Genomic DNA, 18,363 nt, shown 5'->3' with positions numbered 1-18,363 from the left:
CCGTCACGTATAGGCCTCCTGGAAGAGGTCCGGACCTGTTTCGACGTTTATCCCGCCGCTGATGGGCAAGATCGCGCCAGTCACATAGGAACCGCCACGGCCACACAGAAACTGTAGCGCTGCTGCGATATCTTCCGACCGCCCGACCCTGCCGAGCGGAACCTGGGCGCCAACGCGGCCTCGCACGTCTTCGTCTGCCGTCGCAAAAGCAGTCATCTTGCTGACGAACGGTCCAGGCGCCAGCGCATTCACTGTGATCCGTTTTTCAGCCAGTTCCTTCGCCAGTATCCGGGTCAGGTGATGCACGGCCGCCTTGGAGGCTGCGTAGCTGTAGGCCCGGTCTCCATGCGGGGTTTCGCCCATCACGGAGCCCACATTGACGACCCTTGCCGGATCATCGTCGCTTGCCGTGGCCTCCAAAAGGGGCAACAGAGACTGGGTGAGGTGGAACAGTCCCGTCACATTGAGCTGCATGACCCTTTCCCAGGCAAAATAGGGGAAATCGCCGAGCGGCGTGCCCCAGCTGGTCCCGGCATTGTTCATCAGAATATCAAGCTGCCCGGTGCGCGCTCTGACATCTGCGACCAGCGCTTCGATGCCTTCTTCCGATGCAACATCGCCGCCGAAACCTTCTGCACTGCCCGAATATCCGGCCGTATTCAGCTCAGACGCTGCGGACCGGCACGCGTCTTCCTTGCGGCTGGCGATGAAAACCCTTGCGCCGGCCGCAACGAGGCCCTCGGCCGCCATGCGGCCAATTCCAGTAGCGCCACCGGTTACAAGAGCTGTCTTGCCCGAAAGACCGAAGAGCGTGTCCGGTGTCATAGGCCTCCCTCAGCGCGCTGCTTTCTTAAAGTCAGTTTGGAGACCTTGCCCGTTGCGGTGAGCGGAAGCTGATCCACGAAGACGATCTCATCAGGCACTTGCCATTTGGCGAGTTTTTCCGCGAGCATGTCGAGCAGCTCCTCTTTTTGAGGCTGGGCATCTTCCCTCGGCACGACGATCAGCAAGGGCCTTTCGTCCCACTTGGGATCCGGCACGGCGATCACCGCGCAATTGGCAACGCCCGGGTGGGACATGACGATGTTTTCCAGATCAAGCGAACTGATCCACTCGCCGCCGGACTTGATCAGATCCTTCGACCGGTCCGTGATCTTCAAGAAACCCTGCGGGTCGATGGTGGCAATGTCGCCGGTGCAAAACCAGCCGTCGTTGTCGAACACGGGCGCAGAGGCTTCCGGGTCGTTGAAATAGCCCGACGTGATCGTATTTCCACGCACATAGAGATGGCCTGCAGACCGGCCGTCATGCGGTTGCCGCTCTCCGGCATCGTCGACGATCTTCATGTCGACGCCAAACACGCCGCGGCCCTGCGACTGCTTGCGGTCGATGCGTTGTTCGAGCGGCCAGTCTGCCATATCAGGCGGCAGGTTGCACTGCGTGCCGAGCGGGCTCATTTCGGTCATGCCCCAGGCGTGACAGACATTGACGCCCCTGGTTTCGAACGCTTCGATCAGCGCCCTTGGAGCGGCCGACCCGCCGATCACCACATCGCCGAAACCGTGCGGCAAGGCTCCCCTCTGGCTGATCTCGTTCATCAGTCCCAGCCAGACGGTCGGAACGCCCCAGGCAGAGAAGACTTTCTCACGATCCATGAGGTCGAACAGGCTTTTGCCGTCGAGTGCCGCCCCCGGGAAAATGAGGCTCGCCCCGGACAGGGGTGCGGCATAGGGCAAACCCCATGCATTCACATGGAAGAGCGGCACCACCGGCAGGATCCGGCCACCTTCCTGCAGAACTTTCGGGATAGTGACACACAGCGTGAACGCATGAAGAACCGTGGACCGGTGTGAAAACAAGGTGCCTTTCGGATTTCCCGTCGTGCCCGAGGTGTAGCAAAGCCCGGCTGCATCGTTTTCATCAACGTCCGGCCAGTCGATTTCGGACGGCTGGCCTTCAAGAATGTCCTCGTAACACAGGACACCCTCCAAAGATGTCTGAGGCATGTGTGCCCTGTCCGTCATCAAAACGACCCGCAGATCGTCCGGAAAATGCGAGCGGAGTTTCTCAATAATCGGCACGAAAGTGGTGTCGCAGAAGATGATCCGGTCATGTGCGTGATTGACGATGTAGATCATCTGCTCGGCGGAGAGCCGCGGATTGATCGTATGACAGACCGCACCGATGCCGGAAATCGCATAGTAAAGTTCGAAATGCCGATAACCGTTCCAGGCCAGCGTCGCGATCCTGTCGCCCGGATTGACACCGAGCTTCTTCAGCCCGTGGGCCAGCTGCGCCGTTCGGCGCGCGGTTTCGCGATAGGTCGCCCTGTGGATGTCGCCTTCCGTTCGCACGGAGACGAGCTCGCCTTGCGGATAATTGGCCGCTGCGAAGGTGATGATGTCCGCAATCTTCAGCGGACGGTGCATCATCTGTCCCTTCATCTGTGTCCTCCCAAACACCGTTGCATATGTGCAATCGCTCAAAGGGTTATGACCCAAACCGTAGCGCGGGCGTGGCATCGTGGGAAGACGAACCTTGCGGAAATCCTTTGACAGTAAGCTTCAGTTGCGCGAAACCCCTGCGCGAGCCGGGCTCCGAACCCCGGCAGGCACAACTACAGCAAAGTCAAGGACCGATCTCCCTCCATGACCCAGAAACTGGTCATTGCCGTGTGCACGGCGCAGCGTCCGAACATGCTCAAGGCGTGCCTCTTCAGCCTCGACAAGCTGATCCGTCCGGCCGGCACTGAGATTCTGGCTGTTGTTGTTGAAAACGACCCTCAACCGCACTTCCATGGCGCAGCCGCTGCCGAGTTGACGTCGCAGCTCTCGCTTGCCGTCCATTTTTATCATGAAAGGCGAAAGGGAATTCCCTTCGCGCGCAACAGTGCACTGGAAGCGGCCCTTGAACATGATCCGGATTGGGTCGCGCTGATCGATGATGACGAACGCGCAGAGCCGGACTGGATCGAAAGGCTGTTGAGCGCATGCAAAGAGCACAATGCCGAAGTTGCCAACGGACCGGTCCGCCGGATTTACGAGAAGCCGGCACCGCACTGGTGGAAGTCGCAGCTTCTCAAACCCAGGCCAACCGGCACGGTCATCACGGAAGCGCCGACAAACAACGTGCTTCTCAGCGCGCGTATCATCCGCGATGACGGGCTTGGACTGCGGTTTGACGAAAGGCTGACATTCGGCAGCGAGGATATCGACTTCTTCCGCCGGACACATGCGGCGGGCGCGAAGATGATCTGGGTAGACGATGCCTTTGTCGAAGAGGACATTCCGGCATCCCGCGTGACCACCAGGCGCCTGCTCAGCAGGATGCACATGGCCGCAACCTCCGGTGCTTTCAACATCGTCCTGCGCGAAGGCAGAAGCAAGGCAGCGCTTCACTTCATTCCCAAAAGCACACGTCGCATGCTGTTCGGCCTGCTCGCGACAGTGGTTGGCTTTGTCGTCAAACCGTTTGCGAAAAAACGCGGTGAGAAACTTTTTTACTACGGCCTGATCCGCCTGATGAAGGGCTCTGGAAACCTGCGCGGTCTGTTCGGTCGTGCACACAACTATTATGACGTGATCGATGGCAACTGAGCGTCCCGGATCCGGCAACAAGATTGCCCATATCCATCTTGGAGTTGATGGCGGTGCGGAAAAGTTCTTCCTGCGCCTGTCGCGCGCGCTCGCCAAACGCGGCGTCGAACAGATCGCGTTTATTCGGAAAAACCGTCCGTGGCGGGACGAATTGGCGCAACACTGCGAAGTTCGCGAGCTGAAATTCAGCCGTTCGCACTTCAAACGTCACTTCGTGCGCTGGGGAATTTCGCGGGAAATAAGAAGCTTTGGTGCGAAAGTCACGTTGGGGTGGATGAGCCCTGCCAGCAAATGGATGCCAAAACCCGGCCCTAACATGCGCACCTTTTTGCGCCTGGGTGATTTTCCGGACGGCTTTCACACATATGGCAATGTCCAGAACCTGATCGGCAACACACCGGAAATTATCAGGCAGGCAGTCGACATGGGATGGCCGGCCGACAGGGCACATATGATCAGCAATTTCGTCGACCCGCTTCCTGAAGATCTGAAGCCGGTCAACCGTGCGGACTACAACACCCCAGATGACGCCACCGTTCTGATTTCCCTCGGCCGGTTTGTCGAGCGCAAGCGTTTCGACCTCCTGATCAAGGCGCTCGCGAAATTGCCCGAAAATGTTCACGCCTGGCTGATCGGCGACGGGGAGCTGATGGATGACATGAAACTGCTCGCCGGTGAGTTGGGTGTTCAGGACCGCACGCACTTTCTGGGCTGGCAACGAGACCCTTCGACATTCCTGAAAGCCGCCGACATTCTGGTCTGTCCGGCAGACGATGAACCGCTCGGGAATGTCGTTCTGGAGGGTTGGAACGCCGGTCTTCCCGTTGTCGCGACAGATTCGCCAGGCCCCGGCTGGCTGATAGAGCACGAGAAGACCGGATTGTTGTCACCGTGCGGAGATGTGGATGGATTGGTGAGGTCAATCGACGCCGTTGGCGTTTCCATTACCGCGCCGCCCGACCTGGCGCAGGAGGGGCACAAATTCCTCTTGGCGCAATTCTCGGAAACCAGCATTCTGGGAAAATACGAGCAACTTCTCTTTAGGGGCGCACAGGAGAACAGGGGCACGTAAGGCGCGCTCAGCTTGAAGCCGGTCCCGGATCGAATTGGCAATAATGAAAAAGATCTGCATCTTCACATACGCCTATATGCATCCTCACCAAACGATGGTGAATTTTCATATCGAAAACCTGTTTTCCGGATCGGCAGTCGTATGCGCCGGCAAGGAAACAACCTTCCAGCCCGTCAAAAGAACAGTTTTTGATCGCAGCAGCGTTTCGCCGACGCTTTGGGACAAGGTCCTCACACCGGTCAACGAACTTGCGAACAAACTGAAGGGGCTTCCCCAACAGAGCCTCATCGGGACAGAGCGGGCCCGGATCATCGAATTTCTGCGACGGGAAAAAGTCGATGCCGTGCTGTGTGAGTTCGGCTGCATCGGCGCTGAGGTGGTGAGCAGTATCGGGGACATCGGCATTCCCATGTTCACATATTACCGGGGTTATGACGGCACGATGCGAATCCGCTCTTTGCGGCAACAGAGGCTGACTGCGCGTGCCTTCGAGAAAACGGCAGGCTTGTTTTTCGTTTCGAAATTCCTGAAGGACAATCTGGCCAGATATGGTCTCGTTCACCCGAACAGCCATGTCATTCCCAGCGGCGTGAACACTGAAAAATTTCATCCCTTGGACAAGAAAAAACACAAGTTCGTTGCCATCGGCAGACTGGTCGATAAGAAGCGGCCCGACATCACGGTGCGTTCATTTTGTGAAGAAGCAAAATCCTATCCGGATGCGTCCCTTTCCATGCTTGGTGGCGGCCCCTGGCAGGAGCGATGCCAAGAGATTATCCGCGAAATGCGTATGGAAGGACAAGTAGAGATCCTGGGTGAACAGTCTCACGACAGTGTCATGAAGCACCTCCAGCAAGCCGAATATTTCCTGCAACATTCGGTGACAAGCCCGGAGGGAGATGCAGAAGGCGCGCCAACCTCCATACAAGAGGCACTTGCCTGCGGATGCGTAGTCTTGTCCACGCGTCACGCCGGTATTCCTGAACTGGTCAGCGAAGGGAAAACCGGATTTCTGGTCGACGAGTTGGACGAAACCGGGTTCCGCACCCTCATTCGCGATGCGCTTACGGGAAACATCGACGCGGAAAAAGTCGGGCGCGCCAGCCGCGAATTCGCCGTCAGCAATCTCGACAACAGGTTGTTGATCAAGCGGCTGGAAAGTGTTCTAAGCGAAGCCTGACGCAGATGTGGCCTTTCCGAGGCAACTTTCGCGGAAAGATCTGCAGTACGCTCATCGCATGTGAAATTGTTGCGCCTGTGGGTTCAAAGACAAATTGGATGTTGGAACCAGGCATGGCGATCTTATTGTAAAGGTCAGAAGCCCACGCCTGAAAAGACACCGAAACAACAACATGTCAGTCCGGTAGAATGTGCAGCTTTCTTTTTTCAACTCTCCAGCCTGAAACGAACGACTTCAACAGGATGATGTCGCTCCGGGGACCGGACAGTACAGCAACGCGCACAGTAAACGGTCATTTTTTCTGCCATAATCTGTTGTCGATGCGCGGAGATTTCATTGCGCAGCCTTATGTGTCTGACGACGAAAAAATCGTCATCATGTTCAACGGTGAGATCTATTCCTGCCCGGATAGCTACGAAAGCGAAGTCCAGTTTCTGCATGACATGTATACCGAACATGGGGCCGACTGTTTCTCCCGTCTGGACGGCGAATATGCGATCATTCTCGCAGACTACGAAAAGGACACCATTTTTGTTGCGCGCGACTGCTTTGGCACCAAACCGCTTTACTTCGGCTCAAATGGCAATGATTTCGGCTTTGCAAGTTATCGAGGGGCGCTGTCCGCGCTGGGATATTCAAACATCAAGTCCTTGAAGCCCAACCACGTTGTCGAATATGCCTTCGACAACAAGTGCATCCTGGAGCGCGAGACATATACGTTCAATATCGCGCAGTACAAAACAGATCTTTCGGACTGGTTCGAAGCTTTCGACAGATCTGTCGCTAAGCGGGTGAAACATCTTCGCGGGAAACCCTTTATCGGTCTCTCCAGCGGATATGACAGCGGCGCGATCGCCGCGTCCCTGATCCACCAGAACAAGACATTCATCAGCGTGACAATCGAAGGGCGTGAGGACCCAGATGTCGTACAGCAACGCTTCGATGCGGTTGAAGCATCCGGAAATCGGGCGCTCCTCCTGCCGGAAACGGAGTTGGACCTGACGAGCCTGCGCGCTTGGCTTCAGGACCGCGTCGAGGATCAACCCTATTTCATCATCAACGACGACGGTGAACGCACGGAAACGGGCAAAAGCGTTCATACGGACAAGGCGGCCCTCATGCTGGCCGGCGTTTGCACAAAGGCCAAAGCGGCGGGAGCCCTCGTTTATCTGTCGGGCAGCGGTGCCGACGAGATTGTTTCCGACTACGGGTTCGCGGGGAAAAAATTCTTCGCCCACAGCAATTTCGGCGGCCAGTTTCCGCCTAATTTCCTCGGCCAGTTCCCCTGGTCTTCCTTCTACGGAAGCACCCAGGCCGCCTACCTGTCGAAGGAAGAGATGGTTGCGGGTTCTTTCGGAATGGAGGCCCGATATCCGTTTCTCGACCGAGCGGTGGTACAGGAGTTCCTCAGTCTCACGTCTGATGTGAAAAACAAGCAATACAAGTCCGCCATCAGCGAGTATCTGAAGCTGAGAGAATTCTCCGTTAAGGAAGATGTGAAAATCGGCTTCGGTTTCAAAGACAAGCCGAAGAAAAAGAAGAAGGGGTTTTCCGGAATCCGGAAAGTCAAAAAACTGTTCCAATAGTCTTGACCGACAGGATACTGACATGTTCGAGCATCTCGTGCGGTGAAAAACAAGACGCGCGTCTTTCTAAACGATTGCAAGATAACGGCGTTGCTAGTAAGTCTCACGAAAAGGTCGCAAAAGACCTGACGTCCCGCAACGCGCATTGCCGAAGTGAAAATAAGTGTATCTGCTCGACAAATTCCGAAAGCGCCGACTGAAACGGTGCACCAGGCAATTGTTAAGCTCGGAAGGCGACGAATACGCGAGGTTCTTCAACAAAAAGGCAGCTTTGCTGGGCCTTTCGACGACCGTGAATTGGGACGGAGGAAAATACACGGTCAACGACGATTCCTTGCCTTCAGTCAGCTACTGTTTCCGGCACGAACACCAGGGGCACATGGCTTACAAGGACGGCCTTGCGCCACGCGCACTTGATCTGGGCAAGTCCTACTTTCTGGATCGGATCGATTTTGTTTCCGGCGATGTCATCCTCGATTGCGGCGCAAATGTCGGGGACTTTTACCTCTGGTTCCTCCTGAAAGGGATTGATGTTGACTACACGGGATTCGAACCCAGTCCAGTCGAGTTTTCCTGCCTTCGCAAAAATGTAAACGGGAAGACCGTCCACAATATCGGACTTTGGAACGAAAGCGGCGAACTCACTTTCTACGTTAGCTCACAAGGCGCTGATTCAAGCCTGATTGAGCCCCGGCATTATGACGAAAAAATCGTTGTTGAAACCAGAAGACTGGATTCCCTGATCACCGGACGTGTCAAGCTTCTCAAGCTTGAGGCGGAAGGCGCGGAACCGGAGATTCTCGAGGGAATCGGCGAACAGCTTCAGGACATTGAGTACATTACCGCAGACCTTGGTTATGAACGCGGCGTTGCAGCGGAAAGCACGCTTGTCCCGACAATCAATTTTCTGCTTGCACGAAACTTCGAACTCGTTGAGGTCGGCCGCGGCAGACTGTGCGCGCTTTTCAAAAACCGCCGCCTCACCACCGGCTGAGTCCGACCAGTCCCAAGTGCAGCAATTTGCCAAGCTGTCGCCTGTCTGAGCCACCAGAGCCCTATCGTTCTGTCCTCAGTTCGGCATGCGTCTTTCGACCTGAAATCGGCGCTGAATTTCCAAGACAAAATTCAGCCTTGGTTTACCAAATCTCAGTCAGTTTCATGCCATGAAGTTGCAGACCGGCTTGCGTGCGCGCGCTTTTGTCTGTGCGCGCTGGTCCGGCGGCAAGTGCCTCAGTCAACGATCAGGAAGAAACCGACGTGCAAATTGTGATCCCCATGTCCGGATTTGGAGAGCGGTTTCGCAGGGCCGGCTACAGATTGCCGAAGCCCCTGATCGAGGTCGAAGGCAAACCGATCATCGAGCATGTCGTCGAGATGTTTCCAGGCGAAGAGAATTTCGTTTTCATCTGCAACAACGACCATCTGAACAATGCCGATTTCGGCATGGAAACTCTTCTTAAGCGGATTTGCCCGACCGGGCGCATCGTTGGAATCCCGGCGCATAAACGCGGGCCGGTTCATGCGGTTCAGCAGGCGATGCACCTGCTCGACCCCTCCGAACCTGTTGTTGTAAACTACTGCGACTTTACCTGTTTTTGGGACTGGCATCATTTCCGGAAGTTCGTCCGCACAACCGGCTGTGACGGTGCTATCCCCGCATACAAGGGCTTTCATCCACACTCACTCGGCACAACAAACTATGCCTATATGCGTGAAGATGGTGGTTGGGTCAGAGATATTCGCGAAAAACAGCCGTTTACCGACAATCGGATGAACGAATACGCCTCAAGTGGGACATACTACTTTGCGTCGGCCGAACTGATGCGCGCGGCATTCGACGCAACGGTATCTCAGGATCTCAACATCAACGGCGAGTACTATGTCAGCCTGGCCTACCGGCCGCTGTTTGAGGACGATCGTCAGGTTGCCGTTTATCCCCTTCAGCATTTCATGCAATGGGGAACGCCTGAGGACGTTGAAGAATACAATGTCTGGTCCAACGCATTTCGCAAGATGGCAGTCCCACAGCAACAAAAGCCCAGGACAACCGGAAGTGTCGTCATTCCTATGGCAGGACTCGGCTCCCGTTTCGCGCGTGAAGGCTACATGGAACCAAAACCGCTTGTTCCGGTCTCGGCAACGCCGATGGTCGTTCAAGCGGTTCACGATCTGCCGGCGACCGCCGACACTTGCTTCGTTTTACGGTCTGACATTCCCGAATTCGGTCCGCTCGGGTCTGAATTGAAGAAATTTTTCCCGTCCGCAACGCTAGCAGAGGTTGATGGCCTCACGGATGGGCAAGCCTGCACAGCCAAGATCGGGCTCGATGCACTGGAACACGCCAACGGTTCGTGTGGCGGCCCCATCACCTTCGCCGCATGTGACAACGGTGCCCTTTTCGATGAGGCCGCGCTTCAGGCACGCCTGGACGACACGGATTCAGACCTGCTTGTGTGGGGCATCCGCGGCTATCCCAATGCCGTTCGGCATCCTGAAATGTATGGCTGGCTTGATGTTGACGGCGAGGCAGTCCGCGGCGTTTCCGTCAAGAAGCCGCTCGACAACCCCAAGACTGATCCGATCATTCTGGGCACATTCACGTTCCGGAACGCGGAGATCTTCAAAAACGCCTACACTCGCCTCCTGAGCCGCAACGGTCGCGTCAACAATGAATTCTATCTCGACTCCATGATCGAAGACGCTCTTGCACTCGAGTACCGCTGTCACCTGTTCGAGGTCGACAGCTACCTCTGCTGGGGCACCCCAAACGATCTCAAGACATTTGAATACTGGCAGTCCTGTTTCCACAAATGGTCTTCGCACCCCTACCGGCTTGACCTGGACGGGCGGATACCCAGTGACAAGCTTGACGCGCTCGCAACCCGGTTTGCCGCTGACATACCGGTAATGCCGGAAGTATCGAAACATCCGTCTCAATGGGGCACAACCAAATCTAGTCTATCACAATCGCCTCTTGCGCAACTTCAGAATCAAAACAGAATTTGAGGCGGCAAATTGTTCATGCAAACCAACGCAATAACTGACAATTCGCTGTTCAGGTTCCTGCTCGTTGGCGTGCTGTCCAACATCCTCAATTTTTCCGTTTACACGCTCTTTATTGGGCTTTTCGCTTCTGTACTCATGGCCGCGGGCGTCGGCTATTCAGCCGGTTTGCTAAGCTCTTTCCTGCTGGGCAAAGCCTGGGTTTTCAAGTCCTCACAGCCCATAGATGCACGCACCGTGTTTTTCTTTCTGACAGTTTATCTCATAGGAGGCGCCGGGATGAGCTTAATTGCCAATCTGGCGTCCGAATTGCTGCAAACAGGCCCAAGCCTGAGTTGGTTAGCAGGAGCGCTCTTTGCGGTTGCTAATAACTATCTCGGATCACGCTTGCTGGTCTTTGCCGAGGAAAAAAATGTCAAAATTTGGATTCCTGTCAAAACTGAACATTCTCCAGGACGTGGTGTCGTTCTTTCTTGCACGAACCAATCCGGCGATTGTTCACAACGTCGAAAAATATCTGGCGATCAAGAAGGCCATGTACCTGAGCTTCATCGAAGCGGTCGACGGTGACTACCTTGAATTCGGCGTTTTCACCGGCAGTTCATTCACGCATGCAATGCGTTGCGCAAAAGCAAGTGAACGGTTCTTGCCGAATGGAAAAGTGATGCCGCGTTTCTTCGGGTTCGACTCGTTCTCTGGCTTCGGTGATCTCGCAAAAGAGGATGTTCATCCGTTTTACCAGGACGAAAACTTCTCTACGTCTTTTGAAGATGTCGACAAACGCGCAAGAAAAACGGCAAAGTCGCTTGAGTATCAGCTTGTTCCCGGCTTTTTTTCAGAGTCTCTCAAGGACGGTCCGGAAAAATTCGAATTGTCAAAGGCCCGCATAGTCTTCATTGACAGCGACACGTACAGTAGCTCACTTGAGGCCCTTACATTTTGTCTGCCACTGATACAGGATGGCACTATCATCATTCTCGATGACTATTTTTCTTATCGCGGCAGCCGGAAACACGGAGTCGCCGCCGCGTTTTCGCAGATTGTCGACCAAGGCAAATTGGATGTCCGCCAACTCATGACCTATGGAATGGGAGGGTGCTGTTTTGTCGTCTCAGCCGTGGATCCCAAATGAAACTATCGGTTGTCATACCCTGCTATAACGAAGCCGATAACCTGAGCCTCCTCGTGCCCAGATGCCGGAGCCTCGCGCAGGAAACCGGAGCAGAAGTCATTCTCGTCGATAACGGCTCCACAGACCGAACCCCGGACGTCCTTTTGCGAATGCTCGCGAATGATGGGCAGGTCCGCAGCGTGCGCGTGGACGTCAATCAAGGCTATGGACACGGGATATTGGCAGGCCTTGCTGCCGCCAAGGGTGACGTCTTGTCATGGACTCATGCGGATATGCAGACGGACCCAATGGACCTTGCGAATGGCTTGCAACTGTTTCGGGAGGCCAAGGATTTCGAGACCCTTTTCGTCAAGGGAAAACGCTACGGGCGCCCCATGTCAGACACGGTCTTCACAATTGGCATGTCGGTCTTCGAAACGCTGCTCCTGCGCACGCCCTTGTGGGACATCAATGCACAACCGACCATGTTTTCCCGCAGCTTTTATGAAAGCTGGCAAGAACCGCCGCACGACTTTTCGCTTGACCTTTACGCTTACTACCAGGCGAAGCGCGCCGGCCTTAGCGTCATGCGTTTTCCGGTCAGATTCGGAGAAAGAGCGTTCGGCGTATCCCACTGGAACATCGACTGGAACTCCAAGCGCAAATTCATCCAAAGAACCGTCAGCTACAGTCGCCAGCTCAAACGCCAGATGTCACAAGCTTCCTGAGGTTGCCTGATGCAGATCATTCAACACAGACGCAACACGATCGAAGGTCTGGCCGAGACGCCTCATGATTACGGAATAGAGGTAGATATCCGCAGCCAGGGCGAGCGTCTGATCATTCACCACGATCCGTTCGAAGCGGGTCTCGACTTTGAAACATGGCTTGATCACTACAGCCACAAGACGTTGATCTTGAACGTCAAGGAAGAGGGACTGGAAGACCGCCTGATCGCATCTATGGCATCACGCGGTATCGACGACTTTTTCTTTCTCGATCAATCGTTCCCGTTTCTGGTCAAATGGTCAAAGCTGGGGGTTCATCGCTGCGCCGTTCGCGTTTCAGAATTTGAAAGTATTGAAACCGCGCTTAGCCTCGCCGGACAAGTCGACTGGATTTGGGTGGACTGCTTCACGCGCTTCCCGCTGAGTGAGGATCAAGCGGCACAGCTCCGCTCGGCCGGGTTCAGGCTCTGTCTTGTATCTCCGGAACTCCAGGGGCGGGATGCCTCACTGGAAATTCCTGAAATGAGGTCACTGCTTGCTGAAAGAAACATAGAGGCGGATGCCGTCTGCACCAAGAGGCCTGACCTCTGGCTGTCCCGGACAGATCGTCAATGAACGGGCTTTGGCGCCATCCTCTTTTCGGCCTCGGCCTGCTGATCAGGCTGATGCTGATTTTTGGCGTCGCTCCCCTGGCCGTTGCGGAGTGGTACGCGCCCTTCCTGCAGGCCAGCGTCTCAGCACCTACGCTCGACCCCTGGTCGCTCTGGGTGAGCCGGGACGGAAGCCTGCTTGCGTTTCCTTACGGTTATGCGATGTGGCTGACGTTTCTTCCCTTGACCGTCCTCTTCAGCCTGCTGCATCTGCCGGTTCAATATGCCTACGAGCTCTCTTTGCTGACGGTCGACATATTGTTGCTGCTCGTGCTGCAGCGGCTGCTGCCCGACCGTAAATACATTCTCCTCATCGGCTATTGGCTTTCGCCGATCATTATCCTGGCAAGTTACGGCATCGGGCTGAATGATATCGTGCCGGTTCTCTTTCTGACGCTTGCGGTTTACTTCCTCAGACAAACACGGCTTCCTCTGTCAGGCTTTTTTTGCGTCTGTGCAGTCTCAGCCAAACTGAGCATGTTGATTGCGATGCCATTCTTCGCGATTTATCTGATCAACAACAAATCGCTGCGCACGCGATTGCCCGGATTTTCGGCCGGACTTTTGGCTGGCCTTCTCATCTTCGGGTTTCCCTTCGCCTTTTCCCAAAACGCATTGCTCATGCTGTTCGGTAATCCGGAAATGGGGAAAGTTTTCCAGCTGTCTATCAGCTTCACGGAGGCTAACACCGTTTTTGTGGTGCCGTTGCTCTACCTGCTGATGCTTTATCTTGCGTGGAATGTACGACGTCAGAACTTCGATCTCTTCCTGGCGACCACCGGAATTTCGTTTCTGATAATCGTCTTGCTGACACCCGCTTCTCCCGGCTGGTTCGTCTGGTGCCTGCCGTTTCTCGTTCTGCTTCAAAGCGGTCCGGCGTCCGCGGTTCTGGGACTGGCTTTTTCCTGGCTTTATGCGCTCACGACACTTCTGGTGACACCTTTTCTATACTCCACATCAAAGACATTCGAACTCGCCAAGGTCCTACCAGTGGGCCAATCGGAGATCTCACAGGTTACGTCGCTTCTGCTAACAGCGATGCTTGCCGTCGGACTGGTTCTTTCGCTGCGCACTTGGCGATATTCCGTCCGGCAGAACGATTTTTTCCGAAGAAGCAGAACGCCATTCGTCATCGGCCTGGCCGGCGACTCCGGTGCCGGAAAAGACACGTTTGCGGACAGTCTGACAGGCCTTTTTGGTGATCATTCCGTGGTGAAACTCTCCGGCGACGATTATCATCTCTGGGACCGGCACAAACCCATGTGGCAGGTCATGACCCATCTCAATCCCATGGCCAACGACCTAGAATCCTACAGCAACAACCTGCTTGCGCTCATTGACGGGAAGCCGATCCAGTCTCGGCACTACAATCATGGCACAGGCAAGATGAGCCGCCCGCTCAAGGTGAAAAGCAATGACTTCATCATTGCGAGCGGATTGCATTCCCTGTACCTGCCCATCGTCCGGGACAATTGCAATCTCAGGATTTACCTCGACATCGATGAAAGCCTCAGGCGGCATTTCAAGCTGAAAAGAGACGTCAAGGACCGGGGGCACAGCATCCAAACCGTTCTCGCTTCACTTGAAAAGCGAGAGCACGATGCAGAACAGTTCATTCGCAAACAGGCCGACCATGCCGATCTTATCCTGTCACTGCAGCCCGTCCACGCGCTGACGCTGGACGATCTGGATCGCGAGGGGCCTGTCAAACTGAAGCTTGTTGCCACGACGAAACACGGCTTCAACGAGCTTTCCATACACCGGGTTCTGGTCGGCGTATGCGGTTTGCATGTCGACATCAACATCGCTAAAGATCAGGCGGAAGCTGAAATCACAATCGAAGGCGAGCCCAGCTCGGAAGATATCGAGATGGCAGCAAAAATTCTTTGCCCGAACGTCATCGAGTTTCTCGACATCGAGCCTGACTGGCAGGAAGGCGTCACCGGCGTCATGCAACTGATCGCACTTTCACATATCAACCAAGTCCTAGTGAAGAGAACCGTCTGATGAAAGTCGTCAATCCAGACAGGTTTACGCGTTTGCCGAACGCGATACTTTTTGACACTGACAACACTCTTTACGCCTACGACCCGGCGCACGCGGCTGCCCTTTCCGCCGTTCGCGAGAAAGCCACCAAGACCTTTTCAATCGAACCGTCCGATTTCGATCGCGCCTACAGCAACGCAAGAGAGCAGGTCAAAGCCCGATTGCAGGGAACCGCCTCCTCCCACAGCAGGCTGCTCTACATGCAGCGCATGCTGGAAATCATGGGGCTCGGTTCGCAGATCCTTCGGGCACTCGATTTCGAGCAGACCTACTGGCGAACGTTTTTAGGAAACGCAGTTCTCTTTGACGGCGTGAAGGAGCTGTTGGACGAGCTTAGGCTCATGAGCATTCCAACGGCGATCGTCACAGACCTCACGGCTCAGATCCAATTTAGAAAGATTGTCTATTTCGGGCTGGAAAATGTGTTCGACTTCATCGTCACAAGCGAAGAGGCGGGCTTCGACAAGCCGAACGCTGCGCCCTTCACTCTGGCGCTGGAAAAGATGCGGCCGGACGGCGACTGCATCTGGATGATCGGCGACAATCCCGTGAACGACATTCGGGGCGCACGCGAAAAAATCAATGCCGTGACACTGCAAAAGCTCCATTCCGGCGTTGAAAAAGGCCAGGGCGAAACCGCCCCGGATGCCTATTTCGACACGTTCGCGGAGTTGAGAAAACTGATCCTGGGGCTTGCCGACACGTGACACCTGACCGCAACGAGGCACTTGCCTCGGCTATCAAATCCTACTGCTCTGAAATAGGCCGGGATCCGCTGCTGGTTCAGGGCCCGGGCGGCAATGTTTCCTGGAAAGAGGGACCCACGCTCTGGGTCAAGGCGTCCGGCACCTGGCTCGCGCATGCAAACGAAATGGAGATCTTCATTCCGGTTGACCTGCAGACCCTTCAGCAGAGAATCGAAGAGCAGGACTATTCGGCAAATGCTTCGGTTCTGGCGGACACCAAACAAAGACCCTCAATCGAAACGATGCTGCATGCACTCATGCCGCATAGGATCGCGGTTCATCTGCACGCCATTGACGTCCTGGTGCAACTTGTTCTCACAGACGCTCAAGACCGTTTTACGCGACAATTGGCAGATCGCTCAGACTGGGTTTTTGTCGGTTACAACAAACCCGGTGCCGAACTTGCCGCCGCCGTCCACAATGCGCTGTGCGCAAATCCCGGCGCAAACATCGTCTTTTTAAAAAACCATGGCATCGTTTTGGGCGGTGAGAGCATTGACGACATCCGAGGCCTGCTTACCCGGACCCTCGATGAGTTGCAGACTTTCGCACCACGCACTAGCGAGGCTGTTCCAGCTCCTGTGCCCGAGCATGAACTCACGAAACTTGGATATGCCCCGAGCAAAGACCCTTGCATTCACGCACTCTCCTGCGATCCTTCACAGACCGCGAGGCTAAGAGAAAGTTGGGCGCTTTATCCGGACCATGTTGTTTTTCTGGGCGCAAAGCCCTCGATCTGGCCGCCCGCGCGCAAACTTAGCCTACAAGACCAACCCCTGGGCGAACGGTCGCCGTACATTTTCGTTCCTGGCATCGGCACCTACGAATTTGAGCACGCTACACCAGCGCAAAAGGAGCAGATGCGCTGCTATAGCGATGTCATCAGCCGGCTTTCGCCCGACCACGCAACAGATACTCTCTCAACTTCCGATATCGCTAATCTTCTGGATTGGGATGCCGAAAAATTCCGGCAGGGCAAGAATTGAAGCTATCGAGTAAGCTCCGCAACCCTGAAGATCGTTGAATTGGTTCCATTAGACTCGCCGCGCCTGCATGAGGTGGCAGGATGGGTTTGCTAAAGGCGGGCACCCTGCTCGATTGCCTTGGCAAAGTATTCCAGGAACTCGGCATCACTTCGGGTTGCGAACAGGCTTTCGACAACATCGGGCCGGGGACGCTGGTTAAACTGCAATTCGTCCGCTGATCGCACCAGGTCAGCGGCATCCGCAGTCACGAGCTCGCTCATCAGATCCTCATAACCTGTTGCGACGATCTGGGGACGGCGTCCAAAGGCGACGCTTTCATAAAGAGCCGTCGAGAAGCCGCCGATGATGGTTCCCGCCGAGGCAATCGTTTCGTAAAGGTCCGTGCTTGGCGGCAGTATGCGTACCCCAGCCAGCTCAAGTTCCCGGGCCGTCTCGTCCTGCATCCCTTCCTCGACCGGGTGGTTTTTCCAGAGCAGTTCGAACGCACCATCAGTCCTCCGGGCTGTGGCCAGCGTCAGCTCCGCGAGCGCAGCCCGGCAATTCGGCTGAGAAATCGTCATAATCCGGCGCTCCGCATCCGCTGCCTCCGGATAGAGGGAAACACGGTCGCGAAGGTACTGAAATCCAACGCTTGGCATGCGTTCAGGCGGCAATGGCAATCGGCTGCCCTCCGTCCAGAACGTCCCGAAACAAAAAAAGAAGTCCGGAAAGGTTTCAAAACTACGGTCAGCGGGAAAGTCATAGTTCAGCTTTCCGACGGTCGGAGACCCGTGCTGAAGTTCTATGCTCGGAATTCCAAGTTGCCGCGCAGCCGAAACCAGAGCCTTAAGATGCGGACTGTTGACGAGAACGACGGCACGAGGTGAAAGCTGCTCAAGGAGCGCGATGTACGTAGGCAACCAACGGCACCAACGATCGATCTCCTTATGAACAATGGTCGAGAGGTCGACCTCAAAACCCACCTCGTGCAAACCATCGCTCAATGCCTTCAACTTCGCATTTCCCGCGGTGCTAAACTCATCGAAACCCTTAAAGCGCCGGGCTTCGCGGCGAAGGCCGTCGATGTAACGCAAGTCCTTCGAGACTTCCGGTTTCTGGTGAGGGATCCAATCCATTTCAATGAACCGGACATCGTAAGCCTTGCGGAGGATCGAGGCGACAGGATCCGCGTAGAGATCGATCCAACGTCCGTTTTCGAGTTTGCGCCTCGGATGACCAAACAGGACAACGTCGCAGCGACCGCCCCGTAGCGGATTTCGTTTCGTCGCCAGTGTCAGTCGTTTTCGAAACCGTTCGACCCGGCGCCTAATCGATGAATGATTGTCCGGCTGCGTTTGCATAGACGAGATCGTCTCACTAGAAACACCTTGCTTCCGTGTTGTCTGTTCTGATGCCTTGTCGCCTGCCGGGCGTGTCCGTTTCGCCGCCAAAGCGACGGAATAGCGTGCCAGCTCCCATACCGGGGCGCCGCTCTCCCGCCAGTCGAACAGATCCAGGTCATTTTCCAGACGCTTTAGGTGTTCAGCAATATTCATTCAGCGTGGTGTCTCTGCCGGGCAGCCGTTCATTGTCCCGTTACTTTGTTTGGCATGTGTAAGTGAACGCCGTTTTGACCGTGAATATCACAGCAAGTGAAGGGCCGCCATGCCGCCTGCGCAG

16 protein-coding genes are annotated in these 18,363 nt (G+C 55.3%); 13 read left to right on the top strand and 3 right to left on the bottom strand.

The genetic code is table 11. The features are described 5' to 3' along the window. Positions 1–3: 3 nt before the first annotated feature. Together ABVF61_RS12135 and ABVF61_RS12130 are read right to left on the bottom strand one after the other, a co-directional pair. On the bottom strand, positions 4–825 hold the full coding sequence (locus ABVF61_RS12135) for an SDR family NAD(P)-dependent oxidoreductase (protein ID WP_353993818.1): 822 nt from the start codon (positions 823–825) through the stop codon (positions 4–6). Further along, positions 822–2,444, bottom strand: coding sequence for a long-chain fatty acid--CoA ligase (locus ABVF61_RS12130; protein ID WP_353993817.1), 1,623 nt, complete (start codon positions 2,442–2,444; stop codon positions 822–824). The genes ABVF61_RS12135 and ABVF61_RS12130 overlap by 4 nt, the downstream gene beginning before the upstream one ends. Before the next feature lie 204 nt (positions 2,445–2,648). On the opposite strand from ABVF61_RS12130, the gene ABVF61_RS12125 reads away from it, so the two are divergent. From ABVF61_RS12125 to ABVF61_RS12065, 13 genes are all read left to right on the top strand, one after another. Further along, positions 2,649–3,596: a glycosyltransferase family 2 protein gene (locus tag ABVF61_RS12125; RefSeq protein WP_353993816.1), complete on the top strand. Its 948-nt coding sequence runs from the start codon at positions 2,649–2,651 to the stop codon at positions 3,594–3,596. Then, complete coding sequence (locus tag ABVF61_RS12120) at positions 3,586–4,668, top strand: glycosyltransferase (protein WP_353993815.1); 1,083 nt, start codon at positions 3,586–3,588, stop codon at positions 4,666–4,668. Before ABVF61_RS12125 ends, ABVF61_RS12120 begins: the two co-directional genes overlap by 11 nt. A gap of 43 nt (positions 4,669–4,711) precedes the next feature. Next, positions 4,712–5,848, top strand: a complete 1,137-nt coding sequence (locus ABVF61_RS12115) for a glycosyltransferase (protein ID WP_353993814.1) — start codon at positions 4,712–4,714, stop codon at positions 5,846–5,848. A gap of 188 nt (positions 5,849–6,036) precedes the next feature. Continuing rightward, entirely contained in the window at positions 6,037–7,434 is a 1,398-nt protein-coding gene (locus tag ABVF61_RS12110; RefSeq protein WP_353993813.1) for an asparagine synthase-related protein, read from the top strand. Positions 7,435–7,651: 217 nt separating this feature from the next. Then, the gene (locus ABVF61_RS12105) at positions 7,652–8,428 is read left to right on the top strand and encodes an FkbM family methyltransferase (RefSeq protein ID WP_353993812.1); all 777 of its coding nucleotides are present in this window, start codon (positions 7,652–7,654) and stop codon (positions 8,426–8,428) included. Positions 8,429–8,691: 263 nt separating this feature from the next. Next, positions 8,692–10,440 carry an NTP transferase domain-containing protein gene (locus ABVF61_RS12100; protein ID WP_353993811.1) on the top strand — a complete coding sequence of 583 codons (1,749 nt, stop codon included), beginning with the start codon at positions 8,692–8,694 and terminating at the stop codon, positions 10,438–10,440. A gap of 15 nt (positions 10,441–10,455) precedes the next feature. Further along, a complete protein-coding gene (locus ABVF61_RS12095; RefSeq protein WP_353993810.1) occupies positions 10,456–11,007 on the top strand; it encodes a GtrA family protein in 552 nt (183 codons plus the stop codon). Then, positions 10,973–11,569: a class I SAM-dependent methyltransferase gene (locus ABVF61_RS12090; protein WP_353996408.1), complete on the top strand. Its 597-nt coding sequence runs from the start codon at positions 10,973–10,975 to the stop codon at positions 11,567–11,569. The genes ABVF61_RS12095 and ABVF61_RS12090 overlap by 35 nt, the downstream gene beginning before the upstream one ends. After that, entirely contained in the window at positions 11,566–12,276 is a 711-nt protein-coding gene (locus ABVF61_RS12085) for a glycosyltransferase family 2 protein (RefSeq protein ID WP_353993809.1), read from the top strand. The genes ABVF61_RS12090 and ABVF61_RS12085 overlap by 4 nt, the downstream gene beginning before the upstream one ends. A gap of 9 nt (positions 12,277–12,285) precedes the next feature. Further along, positions 12,286–12,891 carry a phosphatidylinositol-specific phospholipase C/glycerophosphodiester phosphodiesterase family protein gene (locus ABVF61_RS12080; RefSeq protein WP_353993808.1) on the top strand — a complete coding sequence of 202 codons (606 nt, stop codon included), beginning with the start codon at positions 12,286–12,288 and terminating at the stop codon, positions 12,889–12,891. Then, positions 12,888–14,933: a hypothetical protein gene (locus tag ABVF61_RS12075; RefSeq protein ID WP_353993807.1), complete on the top strand. Its 2,046-nt coding sequence runs from the start codon at positions 12,888–12,890 to the stop codon at positions 14,931–14,933. Before ABVF61_RS12080 ends, ABVF61_RS12075 begins: the two co-directional genes overlap by 4 nt. After that, entirely contained in the window at positions 14,933–15,679 is a 747-nt protein-coding gene (locus ABVF61_RS12070) for an HAD family hydrolase (RefSeq protein WP_353993806.1), read from the top strand. The genes ABVF61_RS12075 and ABVF61_RS12070 overlap by 1 nt, the downstream gene beginning before the upstream one ends. Further along, the gene (locus tag ABVF61_RS12065; protein ID WP_353993805.1) at positions 15,676–16,704 is read left to right on the top strand and encodes a class II aldolase/adducin family protein; all 1,029 of its coding nucleotides are present in this window, start codon (positions 15,676–15,678) and stop codon (positions 16,702–16,704) included. Before ABVF61_RS12070 ends, ABVF61_RS12065 begins: the two co-directional genes overlap by 4 nt. A gap of 89 nt (positions 16,705–16,793) precedes the next feature. Here ABVF61_RS12065 and ABVF61_RS12060 read toward each other — a convergent pair whose 3' ends face one another. After that, entirely contained in the window at positions 16,794–18,239 is a 1,446-nt protein-coding gene (locus ABVF61_RS12060) for a hypothetical protein (RefSeq protein WP_353993804.1), read from the bottom strand. Between the last annotated feature and the right edge of the window lie 124 nt (positions 18,240–18,363).

This window comes from Roseibium sp. HPY-6 (assembly GCF_040530035.1).
Lineage (GTDB): Bacteria > Pseudomonadota > Alphaproteobacteria > Rhizobiales > Stappiaceae > Roseibium.
This window is presented reverse-complemented; position numbering and strand designations above follow the sequence as displayed.